The 17,753-nt window shown below is 43.8% G+C and carries 18 protein-coding genes, 1 tRNA gene and 1 pseudogene; 5 read left to right on the top strand and 15 right to left on the bottom strand.

Annotated features, from left to right (window positions below; translation table 11 throughout):
- Positions 1-223, top strand: a pseudogene (locus T538_RS18620) (IS5/IS1182 family transposase); the annotation flags it as partial.
- Between the two features lie 71 nt (positions 224-294).
- On the opposite strand, the gene T538_RS0109040 reads toward T538_RS18620, so the two are convergent.
- The 7 genes from T538_RS0109040 to rpsF all read right to left on the bottom strand — a co-directional run bounded on the left by T538_RS0109040 (position 295) and on the right by rpsF (position 5,099).
- A complete protein-coding gene (locus T538_RS0109040) occupies positions 295-2,226 on the bottom strand; it encodes a ComEC/Rec2 family competence protein (protein WP_031541034.1) in 1,932 nt (643 codons plus the stop codon).
- 3 nt (positions 2,227-2,229) lie between these two features.
- Positions 2,230-2,880 carry a ribulose-phosphate 3-epimerase gene (gene rpe, locus T538_RS0109035; RefSeq protein ID WP_031533371.1) on the bottom strand — a complete coding sequence of 217 codons (651 nt, stop codon included), beginning with the start codon at positions 2,878-2,880 and terminating at the stop codon, positions 2,230-2,232.
- Positions 2,880-3,044, bottom strand: coding sequence for a hypothetical protein (locus T538_RS18390; RefSeq protein ID WP_155993086.1), 165 nt, complete (start codon positions 3,042-3,044; stop codon positions 2,880-2,882). Before T538_RS18390 ends, rpe begins: the two co-directional genes overlap by 1 nt.
- A gap of 70 nt (positions 3,045-3,114) precedes the next feature.
- Positions 3,115-3,705, bottom strand: a complete 591-nt coding sequence (locus T538_RS0109025; protein WP_031533372.1) for an RNA polymerase sigma factor — start codon at positions 3,703-3,705, stop codon at positions 3,115-3,117.
- 313 nt (positions 3,706-4,018) lie between these two features.
- Positions 4,019-4,468 (bottom strand): 50S ribosomal protein L9, encoded by a 450-nt coding sequence (rplI, locus tag T538_RS0109015; protein ID WP_031533374.1) that lies wholly within the window; start codon positions 4,466-4,468, stop codon positions 4,019-4,021.
- Positions 4,469-4,486: 18 nt separating this feature from the next.
- Positions 4,487-4,756 carry a 30S ribosomal protein S18 gene (rpsR, locus tag T538_RS0109010; RefSeq protein WP_170828109.1) on the bottom strand — a complete coding sequence of 90 codons (270 nt, stop codon included), beginning with the start codon at positions 4,754-4,756 and terminating at the stop codon, positions 4,487-4,489.
- Between the two features lie 19 nt (positions 4,757-4,775).
- A complete protein-coding gene (gene rpsF, locus T538_RS0109005; RefSeq protein WP_031533376.1) occupies positions 4,776-5,099 on the bottom strand; it encodes a 30S ribosomal protein S6 in 324 nt (107 codons plus the stop codon).
- A 195-nt stretch (positions 5,100-5,294) separates the two neighbouring features.
- Here rpsF and T538_RS0109000 point away from each other — a divergent pair, with 195 nt between their 5' ends.
- The gene (locus tag T538_RS0109000; RefSeq protein WP_031533377.1) at positions 5,295-5,741 is read left to right on the top strand and encodes a MarR family winged helix-turn-helix transcriptional regulator; all 447 of its coding nucleotides are present in this window, start codon (positions 5,295-5,297) and stop codon (positions 5,739-5,741) included.
- A gap of 359 nt (positions 5,742-6,100) precedes the next feature.
- Here T538_RS0109000 and T538_RS0108990 read toward each other — a convergent pair whose 3' ends face one another.
- The 5 genes from T538_RS0108990 to T538_RS0108970 all read right to left on the bottom strand — a co-directional run bounded on the left by T538_RS0108990 (position 6,101) and on the right by T538_RS0108970 (position 10,490).
- On the bottom strand, positions 6,101-6,814 hold the full coding sequence (locus tag T538_RS0108990; protein WP_031533379.1) for a response regulator transcription factor RprY: 714 nt from the start codon (positions 6,812-6,814) through the stop codon (positions 6,101-6,103).
- A gap of 4 nt (positions 6,815-6,818) precedes the next feature.
- Entirely contained in the window at positions 6,819-8,318 is a 1,500-nt protein-coding gene (locus T538_RS0108985; RefSeq protein WP_031533380.1) for a sensor histidine kinase, read from the bottom strand.
- Positions 8,319-8,392: 74 nt separating this feature from the next.
- The gene (locus T538_RS0108980) at positions 8,393-9,067 is read right to left on the bottom strand and encodes an RluA family pseudouridine synthase (RefSeq protein ID WP_031533381.1); all 675 of its coding nucleotides are present in this window, start codon (positions 9,065-9,067) and stop codon (positions 8,393-8,395) included.
- Between the two features lie 71 nt (positions 9,068-9,138).
- Positions 9,139-9,885 carry a 3-oxoacyl-[acyl-carrier-protein] reductase gene (gene fabG / locus T538_RS0108975; RefSeq protein ID WP_031533383.1) on the bottom strand — a complete coding sequence of 249 codons (747 nt, stop codon included), beginning with the start codon at positions 9,883-9,885 and terminating at the stop codon, positions 9,139-9,141.
- Between the two features lie 20 nt (positions 9,886-9,905).
- Positions 9,906-10,490: a TetR/AcrR family transcriptional regulator gene (locus tag T538_RS0108970; RefSeq protein ID WP_031533384.1), complete on the bottom strand. Its 585-nt coding sequence runs from the start codon at positions 10,488-10,490 to the stop codon at positions 9,906-9,908.
- 441 nt (positions 10,491-10,931) lie between these two features.
- On the opposite strand from T538_RS0108970, the gene T538_RS0108965 reads away from it, so the two are divergent.
- Positions 10,932-11,004, top strand: a tRNA-Met gene (locus T538_RS0108965).
- 57 nt (positions 11,005-11,061) lie between these two features.
- Positions 11,062-11,655, top strand: coding sequence for a thymidine kinase (locus T538_RS0108960; RefSeq protein ID WP_031533385.1), 594 nt, complete (start codon positions 11,062-11,064; stop codon positions 11,653-11,655).
- Positions 11,656-11,728: 73 nt separating this feature from the next.
- On the opposite strand, the gene T538_RS0108955 is transcribed toward T538_RS0108960, so the two are convergent.
- The 3 genes from T538_RS0108955 to T538_RS0108945 are packed head-to-tail and all read right to left on the bottom strand — an operon-like array spanning position 11,729 to position 15,356.
- Positions 11,729-13,435, bottom strand: coding sequence for an acyl-CoA dehydrogenase family protein (locus T538_RS0108955; protein WP_031533386.1), 1,707 nt, complete (start codon positions 13,433-13,435; stop codon positions 11,729-11,731).
- A 5-nt stretch (positions 13,436-13,440) separates the two neighbouring features.
- On the bottom strand, positions 13,441-14,463 hold the full coding sequence (locus T538_RS0108950; protein WP_031533387.1) for an electron transfer flavoprotein subunit alpha/FixB family protein: 1,023 nt from the start codon (positions 14,461-14,463) through the stop codon (positions 13,441-13,443).
- 5 nt (positions 14,464-14,468) lie between these two features.
- Positions 14,469-15,356: an electron transfer flavoprotein subunit beta/FixA family protein gene (locus T538_RS0108945; RefSeq protein ID WP_031533389.1), complete on the bottom strand. Its 888-nt coding sequence runs from the start codon at positions 15,354-15,356 to the stop codon at positions 14,469-14,471.
- 205 nt (positions 15,357-15,561) lie between these two features.
- Here T538_RS0108945 and T538_RS0108940 point away from each other — a divergent pair, with 205 nt between their 5' ends.
- On the top strand, positions 15,562-17,595 hold the full coding sequence (locus T538_RS0108940) for a leucine-rich repeat domain-containing protein (RefSeq protein ID WP_031533391.1): 2,034 nt from the start codon (positions 15,562-15,564) through the stop codon (positions 17,593-17,595).
- Positions 17,596-17,753: the final 158 nt, after the last annotated feature.

Here is a 17,753-nt window from a genome sequence, read left to right as displayed (position 1 = left end):
CATGCAGTACAAGCGTTTCCGACACTTCGGCAAGGGCAAGGTCACCATGGACTTTGCCTTCTTCGCCATTGCCTTTGACATCAAGAAAATGGCTGCCGTGATGAGAAAACAGGCACAGAACGGTCTCTCAAAGGCTGTTTTTATACCAATATACCGACTATATAACGCAAAATGCGGCTTCGTGGGTGCTTGTGACAGATTTTACATCAAAAAAGCGGCATAGAAAGAATCTTTCCACGCCGTGCCTGTAAAAAAAACAAATAAGAGGATGTGCCTATTTTGACACACCCTCTTTTATTCTACATCTAACATTCCGCTTTTTTTCATGTCGAACGGAGTGATTTTCATCTCGCCCAACTCGCCTATGTATCTCCGTCGCCAGAAATCGGTAAGCGATGAATGAAGAACCCAGTTCTGCACCTCGAAAAGACTTTCAACATCGTTCAAACGACCTTTAAATCCCTTGCAGATGACGACATAATCAACCTTCAGCCTCTTCTCGGAAATACGATAACTCCATTTGTCCGAATCGAGCATCAGAACCGTCTTTCCGCCAACCGACAGCAATCCGTCCGTTTCAGCCCAATCATCGTGCGAAATCTGGCATACGGTCTTTCCATGACAAACAAATCCGACTTCGGGATTGCCGAAACTATCGCAGACATACATCTGCCTTCGGTCTGAAACAAGGCAATAAATCTGGCTCACAACAAGCAGAAGCACGAACATCATCCCCACTTGCAGAACGCGCACATCGGGCTTAGAGAGCATCTTGTAAACGGTCACCAAGACAAGATACATCAGCACCACCTGAACAATCGTCGGATAGAATGGTCCGGCAGACGCACCCCATAATCCGCCCACAAAATCGGTACAAGTATTCAATACAGAAACCTCGGCACTTATGCACCACGACGCTATTTGTGTAATGCCCGGAACAACGGCACACAACGGCAGCAAAGCAAACAACGAGCCGACAATTACGAACACCAGCGGAACGGCAAACAAGTTGGAGATGAAAAAATACGATGGAAAATTGTGGAAATAGAGAATACTAAGCGGAGCCACGCCAATCTGCGCCGCAAACGATACAGAAATTATCCCGAAAGCATATTTCAGAACCTTATTGTTCTGAAAACGGTTGCTGAAAAACGGCTGGAACTTCATTATAGCAAGGCAAGCCATAAACGAAAGTTGAAAACCTACATCATACAAAGCACCCGGTGAGACAAGCAGAATGGCAGTAGCAGCAAACATCAAATTACCGACGCTCCAGACTTCTCTTCTAAGCCATGCAGCTACAATACAGAGCGTAGTAAGAATGGCAGCACGAACGAGCGAATAAGGCATTCCCACAACCATAACGTAGCCCCACAGAAATGCGATTATTAAAAGCGAAGCAACAGCCTTTGCCCTTCCCTTTCGGAATATGCCGAAAAGGACATAACTGAGAATACAATAGATGATTCCAAGATGCAAACCCGACAAGGCAAGGATATGGCTTATGCCCACACGCGAATACTTCTGCCGCATGTCGTAAGTCAGCCCAGACCTATCGCCAAGAACAAGAGCTCTTACAATCGCCTCTTTCTCCTCATCAAGCGCAAGCGACAGGATTACATTCTCTATCGCATCGCGGGTTTTCTTCAAAAGCGAATGGCTCGACGCCACCCGATAATCGGCTATATGGTTGCCGTAGACAACCGATGTTCCGCCCACTCCACGGCTTTTAAGATAGAGCTCCTCGTTCCATTCGTAACGATTGCCGGTCGTGCAAGGCGAATACATCTGCGAGTAGAAAGTTATCGTATCACCCTCGCAAAAATCATGGTTCGCCGACTTCTTATCTTTCAGGAAGACGAGTCTGCAACGTATATCAGGAATCGGCTCGACTTTTCCAACCGTATCAAGAGCCATAAAGCAGTCGCCATTCAGACGGACATATTTTTCGCTGTTCTTCTGAATATCGCGAACCACGACAGAATAAAGTTTCTGCTCATCGCTCCACTCGTACGAATGTGAACGGTAAAAACAAAGCGTGCGCACCGTGCCGAGAAGCACGAAGCACACGCCTAACAAGACAACAGAAATATAATTCCGTTTAGAATAGAATGAAAATGCCATGCAGCACAGAACCGCAAGCCCTAAGAGCGGCAACATACAGCCGGATGGCAGGAAGCCAGCCAGCACAATTCCGGCAATTATGGGCAGCAGAACCCTTATCATCAACTACAGAGCCTTCAAGTCTTTTATCATCTTTATCGGGTCTTCAGCCTTGAAAACGGCACTTCCTGCCACAAGAGCATCAGCTCCGGCATCCGAAAGAAGTTTTCCTGTCTCAAGGTTCACGCCACCATCAATCTCGATAATGGTATTCAGTCCCATGCGGTTGCGCATCTCCTTCAGTTGCTCAACTTTTTTCAAGGTATTCTGAATGAACTTCTGACCTCCAAAGCCCGGATTGACACTCATCAGAAGAACCATATCCAACTCGGGCAAAATATCCTCGAGCATACACACAGGCGTTGCCGGATTAAGCGTCACGGCAGCCTTCATGCCAGCCTGTTTTATCTGCTGAATCGTGCGATGCAGATGCGTGCATGCCTCAAAATGTACGTTCATCATATATGTGCCAAGGTCGCGAACCTCGCTCACAAACTTGTCGGGCTGAACAATCATCAGATGCACGTCGAGCGGCTTCTGACTCAATTTTGCTACATATTTCAGAACAGGGAATCCAAAACTGATGTTCGGCACAAACACGCCGTCCATAATATCAATGTGAACCCAATCGGCATCGCTGCTGTTCAACATCTCGAAATCGCGTTCAAGATTGGCAAAGTTAGCCGACAACAAAGAAGGTGAAATAATCTTGCCCATCAGTTCCACGACATTGTTAGATATGTTCCTTTACTTACCGCGCAGGCATTATAGTTGTGCGCAAAGTTACGGATAAAATCGAGTGTTTTCTTTGATGGCTTCAAAACCACCTTACGCGACTTTAATGATGATGCTTTCTTTACTAAAGTAAAATCTTTCTCCATAGGCAGAAACTTTTTTAATGTTTCTGATAAAACGAAAAAACACTCTGCATTATTGTGCAGAGTGCTCGTTTTAATATTGGAAAAGCATATTTTTTTCTTCAGCAAGTTTTCTGAGATTCAGAATTGCATAGCGCATCCGCCCCAAAGCCGTATTGATGCTTACGCCCGTAATGTCCGAAATTTCCTTGAAACTAAGTTCCTGATAGTAGCGCATTTTTATTATCTCACGCTGGTCTTCGTTAAGAAGAGTTATGAGATAATTCAACTCGTCGATGGTCTGGTCGGCTACGATATTATCCTCAACATTACCCTCGAGCAACTGGCTGTAGTCGTACAAATCTACATCATACTCGTCGTTGCTGACGGTATTGTCGTGCTTCTCGAGTCTGAACACATCGAAAACCTTGTTATGCGCAATGCGCATAAGCCACGACGAAAACTTGCCACTCTCCGAATAACCACCCTGCTTTAGAGTGATGATGGCCTTAATAAAAGTCTCTTGAAACAAGTCTTCTGCCAACGCCTCGTTGTGTACGAAACCATAGATATAGTTGTACACTTTGGTGTTGTAGCGACTAAGGAGTGCATCAAATGCCTCATTATTACCCTGAACATAAAGTTTAACCAGTTCCTCATCGGAATGGCTCTTGTATGATTTCATAATTTAAACAATTTTTGTTAGAGTAAAAATTGGCTATAGGCTTAATGGTTTAAATTAAAAACTAATTATTCGTAAAACTACTCTGCAAATGTCGCTTTTTTTAGCGAGAAAAGCAAACATATTCTTACTTTTTTTTGCATCAAAAATGATAAATAGATACAAAAATCCACTATCATCTGCCAGAATAACAGCGAATAATGCTTCATAACATAAATTTAACAAGAAATTCGATGCTATTACCTGACAAGCCACAAAAAAAGGAGTACTAAAACGTACTCCTTTTATAATGATTCAAATCCTTTACAGATTTTAATTAAGCTTCTGCCTCAGCTACTACAACTACAGGAACCTCAACAGTAACCTCCTTGTGAAGCTTAAGAACAGCCTTAAACTCACCAAGAGCCTTGATATCCTTCATTGAAACAACCTTCTTGTCAATAGCAAAACCCTTCTTGTTAAGTTCATCAGCAACGTTTGCTGCAGTAACTGAACCGTAAACTGCACCAGCTGCGCTAACCTTAACAGCCAACTGAAGAGCAACGTCCTTCAAGCTGTCAGCAAGAGCCTGAGCCTCGTTCTTGATCTTCTCAAGTTTCTTAGCCTTCTGCTTCAACTCCTCTGCGAGAATCTTCTTAGCAGATGCTGTAGCAACGATAGCCTTACCAGTAGGGATAAGGAAGTTACGACCATAGCCGTTCTTCACTGTAACGATGTCGTTCTTGAAACCTAAGTTCTGAACGTCTTCTTTCAATATAATTTCCATACTTGTCCCTCCTTTTTATTATTTCATCATATCAGTTACAAATGGAAGCAAAGCCAAGTGGCGTGCTCTCTTCACTGCCTGAGCAACACGACGCTGGAACTTCAATGAAGTACCTGTAATACGACGTGGAAGAATCTTACCCTGCTCATTCAAGAACTTCTTCAAGAATTCAGGATCCTTGTAATCGATGTACTTAATACCGCTCTTCTTGAAACGGCAATACTTTTTCTTCTTAACATCTACGGTTGGTGGAGTTAAGTATCTGATTTCTGATTGCTGTGCCATAATTAATTCCTCCTTTTTTTAATTACTTGTTTCTTCTCTTAGCAGCATACTCTGCAGCGTACTTGTCCAACTTAACGGTCAAGTAACGGAGCACGCGCTCGTCACGACGGAAGTTAACCTCCAACTTAGCGATTGTTGCAGGCTCTGCCTTAAACTCGATCAACTGATAGAAACCTGTTGACTTCTTATCGATTGGATAAGCCAACTTCTTCAGGCCCCAGCTTTCTTCATTGATAATCTCGCTGTTTTCTTCAGCAAGGATACCTTTGAATTTCTCTACCGCTTCCTTCATCTGCTCATCAGATAAAACGGGAGTTAAAATGAAAACGGTTTCGTACTGATTCATACTACTTTGTTTATTAATTAAATGTTCTATGCAAAAATGCGGTGCAAAATTAAGGCATTTAGACTGAAAAAACAAATTTTTTCGTTAAAAAAACTAAAAAACATAAAAAACGTCACGACTTTTTCATATAATTCAGATGCAAACAATTATATTTGCAAACAGTTTCATTCACAACGGTTAATATATCATATTATTATGGTAAACAACTTTGACTACGACCTCAACATAATTTTCGCAATCCTGAACGGAAGGGTTACAACAGCAATCAACAAACAGTTTCTGAGAAACTGCAAAGAGGAAAAGCTGGACATAACCCCCGAACAATGGACTGTACTCGTACATCTTGTAAACAACAACGGTGTTACGCAGCAGGCTCTTTGTAATGCCACATTCAAGGACAAGCCAAGCATGACCCGCCTTATTGACAACATGGAGAAGATGGGACTCGTGACGCGACTTGCCAACAAAAAAGACAGGCGAATAAACCAGATTCAGCTTACGCGAAAAGGCAGGGATACAGAAAGACGTTCGGCAATCATCGCTATCAAGACGCTGAAGGAAGCACTCGAGGGCATTAATGTTGAGGATATTGCGATATGCCAGGACGTTCTTAAAAAAGTGTTCAAAAACATGCAGGGATAGTTTTTTTCCTGTTTATCTTATTTTTTCTCGCCTTTTATTTCGTAAAGTCAAGAATTATTGTTTTCTTTGTAGACAATAAAACGAATAAAAGTAAAACGTAATATATATTATAGAATGAAAAACCTTGGTATAATAATTATTATTATCGCTGCCATCGCTTTGGTTGCATGCGGTATCATGGGTGAGGTAAACAACAACTATATCACATTCGGTTGTGTTGGTTTGGCAGTTGTAGGTCTGATTGTTCATATTATTGTAAACAAAAGGATAACTGAATAGTCTTACTCATATATTCGGAAGAAATAAAAAGCCCTAAAGTTTTCAAAACCTTAGGGCTTTTATTTTGCCTGTATCTTTTCTTAATCTATTCCCGGAGCAATGAGCTTATAGCCCTTTCCGTGAACATTCAGAATCTCGACCTCTGGATCGGCGCGCAACAGCTTGCGCAGTTTTGTGATATACACATCCATACTGCGGGCGTTGAAATAATTGTCATCAACCCAAATAGCCTTCAGGGCATAGTCACGCTGAAGGATTTCTGTTCCGTGAGTACAGAGAAGCGAGAGAAGTTCGCACTCCTTTGTTGTCAGTTTTATTGGCTCCCACTCGTCGTTTACTGCACTCAGAGTCTGCTTCTGCGTATCAAAGATAAACTTGCCCAATCTGTACTGGAAGCTATTATCCTTCTGCTGCTGAATCTTTACACGGCGCAAGATTGCCTCGATGCGCGATGTTAGCTCTTCCATAGAGAATGGCTTAGCCACATAGTCGTCACCTCCGAGTTTGAAGCCCTCCAATATGTCTTCCTTTTCAGCCTTGGCAGTAAGGAATATGATAGGTACTGTTGGATTTGATGCACGAACCTCTGTTGCCAACGTAAAACCATCTTTCTTAGGCATCATCACATCGAAAACGCAAATATCAAATACTGCTCGCTGAAATGCCTTATAACCTGCCTCACCATCGGTACACAACTCAACAGTGAAGTTTTTTGCCTGCAGATACTCCTTGAGCAATGCGCCAAGGTTCTCATCGTCTTCACAGAGCAAAAGCCGTACTTTATCGTCTTCCATGACTTTAGTTGTTTTTAATAATAGGTATAGTTATAAAAAATCTTGTTCCCTTGCCGAGTTCGCTGTCGCACTTTATCGTGCCCTTGTGCTCCTCGACTATCTTGTTTACGTATGCAAGGCCAAGGCCGAAGCCCTTAACGTTATGAACGTTGCCTGTATGCACACGATAGAATTTTTCGAACACACGCTTCACATCGTCTTTCTTTATTCCGATGCCATTGTCCTGAACAGAGATTCCGATGCGGTCTTTCCCTACGTTTGCCGTGGTGATTACAAGCCTCAGCGGAATTTCCTCGCGACGATATTTCACGGCATTGTCCATCAGGTTGAAGATAACGTTAGTGAAATGCATCTCGTCTACATACACCATCGCGCTCTGCGCATTCAGTTTCATCTCGATGCTTCCTCCAACCTGCTCTATCTTCAGGCGGAACGTCTTTGTCACGCCCTCAATCAGCTCATTGCAATTCAGTTCAACCTTTTTCAGGGTGGTTTCCTGTTTTTCAAACATAGACATCTGAAGGACCTTGTCTACCTGAAAGCGAAGTCTCTTTGTCTCGTCGTTAATAACTCCGCTTATCTTCTTCAGCATTGCCGGCGACTTTGCCAGACTCTCGTCCTTCAGCATCTGCGCAGCGAGCGATATGGTTGATATCGGAGTCTTGAACTCGTGCGTCATGTTGCTTATGAAGTCGCTTTTTATTTCCGATAGTTTTTTCTGACGGAATATGAGATATATTGTAAACACGAATGTTACAAGCAGAACGATGGTAAAGCACACCGACGGCACCATAAGGCGCATTGATCCTGTGATGTAGCTCGAGTAATCCGGAAAATGAACCTCTACAAAGGCATTGTCCTTGTCGTCCATCCACTTGAACATCTTTGCGCGGTAGAACACCTCGTTTTTCTCCTCGGAATAGTCGGAGCAGCGATAGAGCACATTGCCCTTTGCATCAAGCACCTTGATATGATAAGGCATCATCAGACCATTGTCTCGCAACTCGTTCTTGACCTCCTGGTCGAGCATTCTGAAGTTTATCCTTTTCTTCAACTGAAGACCTCTGCCCGCCTCTATCATAGAATACACGGCCTTGTCGAGCGTTGCGCGGCGATTCATATACATTTTTTTGATGACATCGCCCATCTGACTTCTGCTCACATCGCCGATTACAGCTTTAGGTCTGTTGTCGCGGCGATTGTCGAACGTTGTCTGCTCGAAGGTTGTGTAATGACTTCTAACCTTCTGTACGTTAGTATCGACCTCTTCGCTTGCATACATCGAATCTCTCAGATTCTCGCGAACAAGGTTTTCGAGATACAATCGGCTTTCGTTTAGTTCCACATTGCTAACCGCTTCACTAAGACTGCGGTTAACATTCTCGTCGAACTGTGCCTTGCGAAGCGTTACAAATCGGGTCATGTAGTTTATCTGCAAGAAGAGCAGAACCAGAAACGATAAGCTCATGCCCACACCAAGCGCCCATATTGTAGCTCTTTTCATACTACAAAGATATACATTTTTCACCTAAATGAGGTTTAACATTGGTGAAAAAATGTAAAAAAAACTGGTTGAATTTACATTTCAGAAGAAAAACTGTGCCATAGCGCATCGTTTGGGACCGGTGCAACCACGTCGATATCTATCTTCGATACAGGATGAACAAACTGAATTCTGCGTGCATGAAGACTTATACTTCCATCGGGATTGCTGCGTTTAGCACCATATTTCAAATCGCCTTTTATCGGACATCCCATCTTGGCAAGTTGGCATCTGATTTGATGATGGCGACCTGTCTTCAAGTCAATCTCAAGCAGCGTATAATTATCGCTGTGCGCAATGACTTTGTAATGTAGAATAGCCTTCTTTGAGTTCGGAACTTCCTTGTCGTAGGCATAACTTTTATTCTGCTTCTCATTTCGCACAAGCCAATGAACAAGTTCGCCCTCGGGATTCTTGGGCGCATCCTTGACAATAGCCCAGTATGTTTTATGAACATCTTTGGTTCTGAACATCTCGTTAAGGCGAGCCAGAGACTTTCCTGTACGGGCAAATGTGACAACTCCGCTCACCGGACGGTCGAGACGATGCACAACACCAAGAAAGACATTTCCCGGCTTAGCATATTTTTCCTTGATATACTGCTTTACAGTCTCACTCAGCGGAACATCGCCAGTCTTGTCGCCCTGAACAATCTCCGAACTGCTTTTGTTTACAATAATTATGTGATTATCTTCGTAAAGAACCTCCATTTATACAAAAAATATACGCCCCTACCATCTTTCAGGCAAGGGCGTAGGTTATTTAATATATTCTGCAAAAATTACATATTCATACCGCCATCGACCTGAATAACCTGACCGCTGATGTATGATGACATGTCAGATGCAAGGAATACTGCACAATTTGCTATATCCTCAACCTGACCGCCGCGACGAAGCGGAATAGACTTAATCCACTCCTTGCGGATATCCTCAGACAACTGAGCAGTCATGGCTGTCTCGATGAAGCCTGGAGCAATAGCATTTGCACGGATGCCCTTTGCACCCATCTCCTGAGCGATAGACTTAGCAAGAGCGATAAGACCAGCCTTTGATGCAGCGTAGTTACACTGAGCAGCATTTCCGTGAACACCTACGACAGATGCCATGTTGATGATAGAACCGCTGCGCTGACGCATCATGATTGGAGTACAAGCATGAATGAAGTTGAAAGCAGACTTAAGGTTTACTGCGATTACAGCATCCCACTGAGCCTCTGTCATACGAAGCATCAAACCATCTTTTGTGATACCTGCATTGTTTACAAGAATATCGATAGAGCCGAAGTCTTCCTTAACCTTGTTTACAACCTCTTCGCTCTGTGCAAAATCAGCTGCGTTTGAAGCATAGCCTACGCACTTTACGCCATGAGCAGCGATTTCAGCCTCAGTAGCCTTACCGTTCTCATCGATTACAAGGTCAGTGAAAGCGATGTTAGCACCTTCCTGAGCAAACTTCAAGGCGATAGCCTTACCGATACCACGAGCAGCACCTGTGATAAGCGCTGTTTTTCCTGTTAATAGTCCCATAATTATTTTTTTAATTTATTTTATTTCTTACCAAGAGCCTTGCGAATGAAGCGGGCAACAAGCGGAGCAGCCGTTTCTTCGGTGAGGCCTCTACCAATTCTTCCAAAAATGTAAGGAACCTCGAGTCCCTTTACGCAATAGTGAGCAATATCAGCCGTGAGGTCGACATTCTCAATATCAAAAACGCCAAGTTTATTGCCCTCTTCCATCACCTTGCGGAATGCCATAATCTCTTTACGGTCGAAACTCTTGCGCACACTTTCCACTCCCCAGATGTCTCTGAAAAATTCGGCACGGAGATTTCCGTTCCGATAGACTGTTTCCTTTACACTATTCAGGTGAGTATATATAAGTTCTATGATTTTTTGGTCGGGCGTTGTATCTTTGGCTGCAACCCCCATCAGTTTGTCACTTAGCCTATCAAGTTCAGACTGAACAACAGACATGAAAATTTCTTCTTTACTGTCAAAATAAGTGTACAACGTACGTCGACCAAAACCTGAGGCTATGGCAATATCATTCATCGTGGTATTCTCTACACCCTTCTGTGCAAAGAGCTTTCGAGCAACATCAATAAGCTTGTCTTTTGTTTTTGATATCGGCATAAGTATTCAAACTATTCTGCAAATATACAATTTTTTTCATTTCGACATCAATTTATACTCTATTTTTCCCCATGCACCAAAGTTTTAACGCTATTTTTTTTGATATTTATTTTTTTATGCTACTTTTGCAAATACTATTGTACACAATAGTTATGGCAAACCGAAAGAGTCGGACACAAAGCCATATTGAACGGAATATGCAAAAATAAGGCGGTGCTTTGTCACTGCCTTATGTTGTTTTCAGAAGATGCAAAATTGACGGTCACACAAAGCAATTCTGCATTTTTGATATAAATATATTAGGTATAAAACAGAAAAATTACATATTTTTCGAAAAAATATAAAATTTTGTCTTAAAAAATTTGGTCGAATCCATTTTTTGCCGTAATTTTGCATCGCAATTCGGGAATGAACGACAGTTCAACACTGAATAACTAACATCGCGGAGTGGAGCAGTTGGTAGCTCGCCAGGCTCATAACCTGGAGGTCGTTCGTTCGAGTCGAGCCTCCGCAACTTTAAAACCAAGAGATTCTTCTCTTGGTATTTTTTTGCTCTAAAATGAAAAGGACAATGACATTGAAAGGTGGTGAAACGGTACACCGCGGACGCATTGAGGTTATATGCGGAAGCATGTTCTCTGGCAAAACAGAAGAACTTATAAGAAGACTGCGCCGCGCCGAATTTGCAAAGCAAAGCATAATGGTCTTTAAGCCCGCGCTCGACATAAGATACAGTGCAGACGACGTTGTCACCCACAACGGTCTGTCGGTATCGTCTACCCCGATTTCGAGTTCGGCAGAGATTTGCGAACAAGCCTGCGGATTTGATGTCATTGGAATTGACGAGGCTCAATTCTTCGACGAAGGACTTGTTGATGTCTGCAACAGTCTGGCATACAAAGGTACAAGGGTGATAATCGCCGGACTCGACCTAGACTATACAGGAAAGCCGTTCGGTCCGATGCCTTCGCTTTGCGCCATAGCCGACGATGTTACGAAAGTGAATGCCATCTGCGTAAAATGCGGTTCGCTGGCATACATCTCGCACCGCATAATTGCAGCCGAAGGTCAGGTTCTGCTTGGCGAAACGCACGAGTACGAGCCTCTTTGCAGAGAATGCTACAATAAAGTAAATATCAAAAAAATAGAGGTAAATTTAACTTAAAAGTGAATGCAACGTGAAAGCCCCCGCTCTTATTCGGAGCGGGGGCTTTATTTTTGTTCTGTACTACAGAATATTACTTCTTGTATGAATCGAGCTGATCGGCAGTCATGCGGCTAATCCAATTGTAGTTTTTCTCAACTTCGCTCTCTGCAAGATTAACATAAACGTTAAGCGACTTTGCAAAGAGTTCTGGAGCCTTTGTTGCATTCTGAAGCAACAAATGAGACATTACAATCGAACCTGTCATATCGTACAAGTGGCGAGAACAGATATCGAGCAACTCCTGATTTTCAGCCTCCTTAACGGCTGCAATGCTTTCATTAAGTTTGCCAGCCATAGCCTTTATGCGATCGAGATAAGACTCGAACTCTGCTGTTGTCTGGACATTCTCAAAGTCCTGAATAACCGAACTGTAGAATCCGTTTGTGATGTAACGGATAGCAGCAACAGTCTGCAACTGAGTAGTACCCTCGTAGATTGAAGTGATACGAGCATCGCGATACAAACGCTGGCAAGCATACTCGAGCATGAAGCCAGAACCTCCGTGAACCTGAATACAATCGTAGGCATTCTGGTTTGCATATTCAGAGTTCATACCCTTTGCCAACGGAGTGAAGGCATCGGCAAGTTTAGCAAACTTCTTCTGCTCTGCACGCTCCTCTGGAGTAAGTTTGCGGCTGCGAGCGATATCGTCGAGAGCCTTGTAGATATCGACATAGCGAGATGTCTGATAAAGCAACGCACGACCGGCATCAAGCTTAGCCTTGATGTTTGAAATCATCTCGTAAACGGCAGGAAACTCGATGATTGCCTTGCCAAACTGCTTACGGTCCTTGGCATAAGCCAAAGCCTCGTTGTAAGAAGCCTGAGAGATTCCGACGCTCTGTGCAGCGATACCAAGACGAGCACCATTCATAAGTGCCATGACATACTTGATAAGTCCGAGTTTGCGGTCGCCGCAGAGTTCAGCCTTTGCATTCTTGTAGACAAGTTCGGTTGTTGGAGAACCGTGGATACCCATCTTGTTCTCGATACGACGAACATCAACACCGCCATCGCGCTTGTCGTAGATGAACATTGACAAGCCACGGCCATCGCGTGTGCCAGCCTCTGAACGGGCAAGAACCAAGTGGATGTCAGAATCGCCGTTTGTGATGAAACGCTTACAGCCATTCAGACGCCAGCAGTTGTTCTCTTCATCGAAAGTAGCCTTAAGCATAACGCTCTGCAAATCAGAACCAGCATCAGGCTCGGTCAAGTCCATAGACATAGTCTCGCCTTCACACACGCGAGGAATGAAACGATTGTGCTGATCTTCGTTACCGAACTCGTAAAGAGTCTCGATACAATCCTGCAAAGACCAGATGTTTTCAAGACCTGCATCGGCAGCCGAAACCATCTCGTTAGCAGCAGTATATACGGTGATAGGCAGATTAAGACCACCAAAACGGCGTGGCATCGTCATACCGTTAAGACCAGCCTTCTTCAAAGCCTCCATATTTTCGTAAGTCTTTGATGCGTATCTCACTCTGCCGTTCTCGCAGTGAGGTCCTTCGGCATCAACATCCTCGGCATTAGGAGCGATAACGTTCTCTGCAATGTCGCCAAGAATATCGAGTACACGTCCGTAATTATCCAGCGCATCGGCATAATCCTGAGGTGCCTCGTCGTATTTATCCTTATCTTCGTAGTCGCGCTCCTTCAACTGAGCGATACGCTCCATGAGAGGATTATTCATCTCGAACATCAGTTCGGGAACTCCGCTATAATAATTTGCCATAACTTTTACTTTGAATTCTGCTTGTAATACTTTATTAGTTTAGGAAGAACCTCCTCTACCGAGCCATTGATTACATAGTCGGCAATTGCGTTGATTGGAGCATTCTCGTCGGTATTGATAGAGATGATGATACCACTCTCCTTCATACCTGCAACATGCTGAATTGCGCCTGAGATTCCGCAAGCGATGTAGACCTTTGGACGAACTGTCACACCTGTCTGACCAATCTGAAGATCGTGATCGCAGAAGCCTGCATCGACAGCAGCACGGCTTGCGCCAACCTCGGCATGAATCTCGCGTGCAAAATCGTAAAGAAGGTCGAAGCCTTCCTTGCTGCCAACACCATATCCGCCGGCAACAACGATTGGAGCACCCTTCAGGTTATTCTTTGCAGCCTCAACATGACGCTCGATAACCTTTGTTACATATTCAGCCTCTGGAACGAACTTTGCAACATCCTCAATTACGACCTCGCCCTTGTAGTTAGGGTCGAGAATCTCAGCCTTCATAACACCGCTACGAACGGTAGCCATCTGAGGGCGGTTCTCCGGGTTAACAATTGTTGCTACGATGTTTCCGCCGAAGGCAGGACGAATCTGATAAAGCAGATTATCGTAGTGCTTGCCAAGTTTCTTGTCATCGTGAGGACCGATTTCGAGTGAAGTACAATCGGCTGTAAGACCGCTATGAAGAGCCGATGAAACGCGAGGTCCAAGGTCGCGGCCTACAACGTCTGCACCCATCAGGCAAATCTGCGGTTTTTCCTGCTTAAACAAGTTTACAAGAACTGCTGTATGAGGTTTTGATGTGTAAGGAGCAAGTCCCGGAGCATCGAAAATATGAAGTTTGTCAACGCCATAAGGCAGAATCTGCGATTCGACCTTTCCTACAATGCCCGAGCCGGCTGCGATAGCCTCTAACTGAACGCCCAGAGTATTGGCCAACTTGCGACCTTTTGTTAAAAGTTCCTGACTTACCTCGGCAACCTGAGTGCCTTCAAGTTCGCAATATACAAATACGTTGTTCATCTTGATTATCCTATTGTATGGTTAGCCAAAAGTTCCTGAATAAGACCGTTCATGTCGGCATCAGAACTTGTTAATACTTTACTTTCCTTAGCCTTGAATACGATGTTCTCGACATTCTTGACCTTTGTTGGAGAACCGGCAAGACCGCACTGGCTCAAGTCAGCGTTCACGTCGGCGCAACTAAGCTGACCAATCTTGAGGTAAGGCTTCTTTTCATACTGGTCGGCATAAGGAAGGTCGGCGTATGTTGTATCCTTCTCCAACTCCATAGGTGCAAGGGCGCGCTTGTACTTCATTACAAGTTTGGCGTTGCGTGGACGGCATGGAGCAGCCGAGCCGTTTACTGTAAGGACAAGGGGCAATGCACTCTCAACTGTCTCTACACCGCCATCGATGTGACGCTTAACGGTGATGCGGCCATCCTTGCAGCTAAGAATCTCCTCGGTGTATGTAATCTGATTAAGACCAAGCTTTTCTGCCACCTGAGGACCAACCTGTGCTGTATCGCCATCGATAGCCTGACGACCACCGATAATCAAATCTACATCTGGAGCAACATGCTTGATAGCTGTTGAAAGTGCATAAGATGTTGCCAGAGTATCAGCTCCAGCAAAGGCGCGGTCGGTTAGCAGATAACCACCATCGGCACCACGATACATAGCCTCGCGGATAACCTCGGCAGCACGGCCAGGACCCATTGTGACAACTGTTACTGTCGAACCGGGATTTTCATCCTTCAATCTCAATGCCTGCTCAAGAGCATTCATATCTTCGGGGTTGAAGATAGCAGGAAGAGCAGAGCGATTCACTGTGCCTTCCGGTGTCATTGCATCAGGACCCACATTTCGTGTATCAGGAACCTGCTTTGCAAGAACTACGATTTTTAAGCTCATATTTGTTATAAGTTATAATTATAATTACATTCAAGTTTAACCTTACGGTGCCTACCCCACCGGTAAGCTACGCAAAATTATACATTTTTGCCAATCCACAATGAAATTGAGCAAAAAAATTACATTTTTTAACAAATGTTTCGTTAAATATTGTATCTTTGCGATGTCACAAGATTAAGATAATAAGAGAGATAAGTTTTATATTATGAAGATTACACTGAGAGAAAAAATTATAACCATAGGCTTTTTATTTTCAGTAGGCTGCACTGCACAGGATTTTATTGTTGACGACATTGGCTACAACCGTCTTGCAAACAATACTGTGGAAGTTACAGCAAAGAGAAGCATGCACTATGTTGGCGATGTAACCATTCCGAAAAAAGTTGAGTACAACAAAATCAGTTACGAAGTGGTGGCTATTGCCGATGACGCCTTTTCGAGCAACACAAATCTTACAAGCGTAAACATTGAGGCAAAACTGAAACGAATAGGAAACAGCGCATTCTCAACGTGCACCTCGCTGAAAGAGATAAACATTCCGAAATCAACTTCGGAGATAGGCAAATATGCATTCCGTTCGTGCAAGATGCTTGGAAAAATAGAACTTCCGCAGAGCATCACGGCAATAAGCGAATGTTGCTTTACGGGTTGCACAAGTCTGACCAACATCGTTATTCCTAACGGAGTTACGAAAATTGATTTCTGCGCCTTCCGCGGATGCACGCAACTCTTATCGGTCGTGATGCCGTCGTCGCTTTCCGTTATCGCCGACAAGGCTTTCAAAGATTGTCATTCGCTGAAAAGCATCCATTTTCCGAAAGCCCTCAATTCGATAGGAACATACTGTTTTGAAGAATGTACGGACATCGAATCACTCCATCTGCCAAAGACAGAAAACATTGGCGAAGGCGCATTCTCGGGCTGTACGGGTCTAAGAAACGTTACCATTCAGGAAGGCACGCATACCCTTCCGCTCGCAATGTTTGCCAACTGTACAAATCTCAATTCGGTTGTTATGCCAAACAGCATCGTAAAAGTTGGCAGGCAGATATTTATAAGATGCACGAATCTGAAGAACGTTACCCTACCCAACCATCTGACGGAGATTTCGAACGGAATGTTCAGCGGATGCGCATCGCTCAAGAGCGTAAAACTTCCAGAGTCGGTTACAGAGATAAAAGCAAATGCCTTTTACAATTCGGGACTCGAACGGATGTTCATTCCTGCAAAAGTAGCACAGATTAACAATGGCGCATTCAACGGCTGCAAGAATCTTTCGGTAATCTCGGTTGATGAAAACAACGACTTCTTCACGTCGGACGAATACGTTCTTTACAACAAAGACAGAACGAAACTTATTTATGCCTTCGGACACATTACAGAATTCGACACGCCCGAATCGGTTACCGAGATAAGCCATCTGGCATTTGCCAACCACGAAGAACTTCGGAAGGTACGCATCTCGAAAAACGTAAAGATTATAAAAAGCAGAGCCTTCAGTCCATGCGACAACATTCAGGAATTTTGGGTTGATGAAAAAAATGCGAATTTCAAGACGATAGGCAACGTCATCTTCAACAAGCAAGGAACCGAAATAATAAAGGCATACTCGCTGAAGGGTACATACCAAGTGCCCGATTCGGTAATAGAGATTATGCCTCACGCCTTCAGCGGAAACGACGACTTAACCGAGGTGATAATTGGCAATCACGTTGAAACAATAGATGCGTGCGCCTTTGCCCGATGCAAGCAACTCAAAAAGATTACAATTCCGGCTTCGGTAGTAAGCATCAAGTCGCTCGTATTCTACAACTGCACAAATCTTGAGGAAATAGAGATTGACAAGGCAAACCCGATGTACTGCACAGACAATAATATAATGTATAACAAAAGCAGGACAACGCTCTTCAAGGCTTTCGGAAACAAGGAGAAATACAACATTGCACCAACCGTGACGAATATTCAGCCGTTTGCATTCGAGGGTTGCAACAAACTTTCGTACATCAATATTCCGGCAAGCACGTCGAAATTCGGCGAGAAGATTTTTGAGAGTTGCAGCAATCTGCAAAACATCAAGGTAAACTGGATTAAGCCATTCTACATGCCAATAAGCAAGATGTTCAGCAACAGCACAATGCAGAAGGCGATACTCATCGTTCCGGACATGAGCGTACAGAAATATCGCGAAAACGAATTTTGGGGACAATTCAAATACATCGAGCCCGACCTTAATCAATAAAGTCGGGCTCTGCCCTTTTCTGGAGGCAGAAAAACATCAGCCATCGGACTTTACAGGCAAAAACAACGCATAATTCTCGGACTTCGGAAAAAAACAACCGCATAAAAACCAAAGTTAGAAATAAAAAGATTAAATTTGCAGCGTATATTGCATTTGCT

The sequence above is a fragment of the Bacteroides sp. Ga6A2 genome, assembly GCF_000702225.1.
In the GTDB taxonomy this organism is placed as follows: Bacteria; Bacteroidota; Bacteroidia; order Bacteroidales; family Bacteroidaceae; genus Ga6A1.
Note: the sequence above shows the minus strand (reverse complement) of the source record. Positions and strands in the feature narration are given on the sequence as shown.

Excerpts from the sequence above, each read along its gene's own strand:
- T538_RS0108940 (WP_031533391.1), top strand. The coding sequence starts at position 15,562 with ATGAAGATTACACTGAGAGAAAAAATTATAACCATAGGCTTTTTATTT.
- T538_RS0108960 (WP_031533385.1), top strand. The coding sequence starts at position 11,062 with ATGACATTGAAAGGTGGTGAAACGGTACACCGCGGACGCATTGAGGTT.
- T538_RS0108955 (WP_031533386.1), bottom strand. The coding sequence starts at position 13,435 with ATGGCAAATTATTATAGCGGAGTTCCCGAACTGATGTTCGAGATGAAT.
- T538_RS0109025 (WP_031533372.1), bottom strand. The coding sequence starts at position 3,705 with ATGAAATCATACAAGAGCCATTCCGATGAGGAACTGGTTAAACTTTAT.
- T538_RS0108985 (WP_031533380.1), bottom strand. The coding sequence starts at position 8,318 with ATGAAAAGAGCTACAATATGGGCGCTTGGTGTGGGCATGAGCTTATCG.
- T538_RS0108980 (WP_031533381.1), bottom strand. The coding sequence starts at position 9,067 with ATGGAGGTTCTTTACGAAGATAATCACATAATTATTGTAAACAAAAGC.
- T538_RS0108990 (WP_031533379.1), bottom strand. The coding sequence starts at position 6,814 with ATGGAAGACGATAAAGTACGGCTTTTGCTCTGTGAAGACGATGAGAAC.
- T538_RS0108950 (WP_031533387.1), bottom strand. The coding sequence starts at position 14,463 with ATGAACAACGTATTTGTATATTGCGAACTTGAAGGCACTCAGGTTGCC.
- fabG (WP_031533383.1), bottom strand. The coding sequence starts at position 9,885 with ATGGGACTATTAACAGGAAAAACAGCGCTTATCACAGGTGCTGCTCGT.
- rplI (WP_031533374.1), bottom strand. The coding sequence starts at position 4,468 with ATGGAAATTATATTGAAAGAAGACGTTCAGAACTTAGGTTTCAAGAAC.
- T538_RS18390 (WP_155993086.1), bottom strand. The coding sequence starts at position 3,044 with ATGGAGAAAGATTTTACTTTAGTAAAGAAAGCATCATCATTAAAGTCG.
- rpsF (WP_031533376.1), bottom strand. The coding sequence starts at position 5,099 with ATGAATCAGTACGAAACCGTTTTCATTTTAACTCCCGTTTTATCTGAT.
- T538_RS0108945 (WP_031533389.1), bottom strand. The coding sequence starts at position 15,356 with ATGAGCTTAAAAATCGTAGTTCTTGCAAAGCAGGTTCCTGATACACGA.
- rpe (WP_031533371.1), bottom strand. The coding sequence starts at position 2,880 with ATGGGCAAGATTATTTCACCTTCTTTGTTGTCGGCTAACTTTGCCAAT.
- T538_RS0108970 (WP_031533384.1), bottom strand. The coding sequence starts at position 10,490 with ATGCCGATATCAAAAACAAAAGACAAGCTTATTGATGTTGCTCGAAAG.
- T538_RS0109000 (WP_031533377.1), top strand. The coding sequence starts at position 5,295 with ATGGTAAACAACTTTGACTACGACCTCAACATAATTTTCGCAATCCTG.
- T538_RS0109040 (WP_031541034.1), bottom strand. The coding sequence starts at position 2,226 with ATGATAAGGGTTCTGCTGCCCATAATTGCCGGAATTGTGCTGGCTGGC.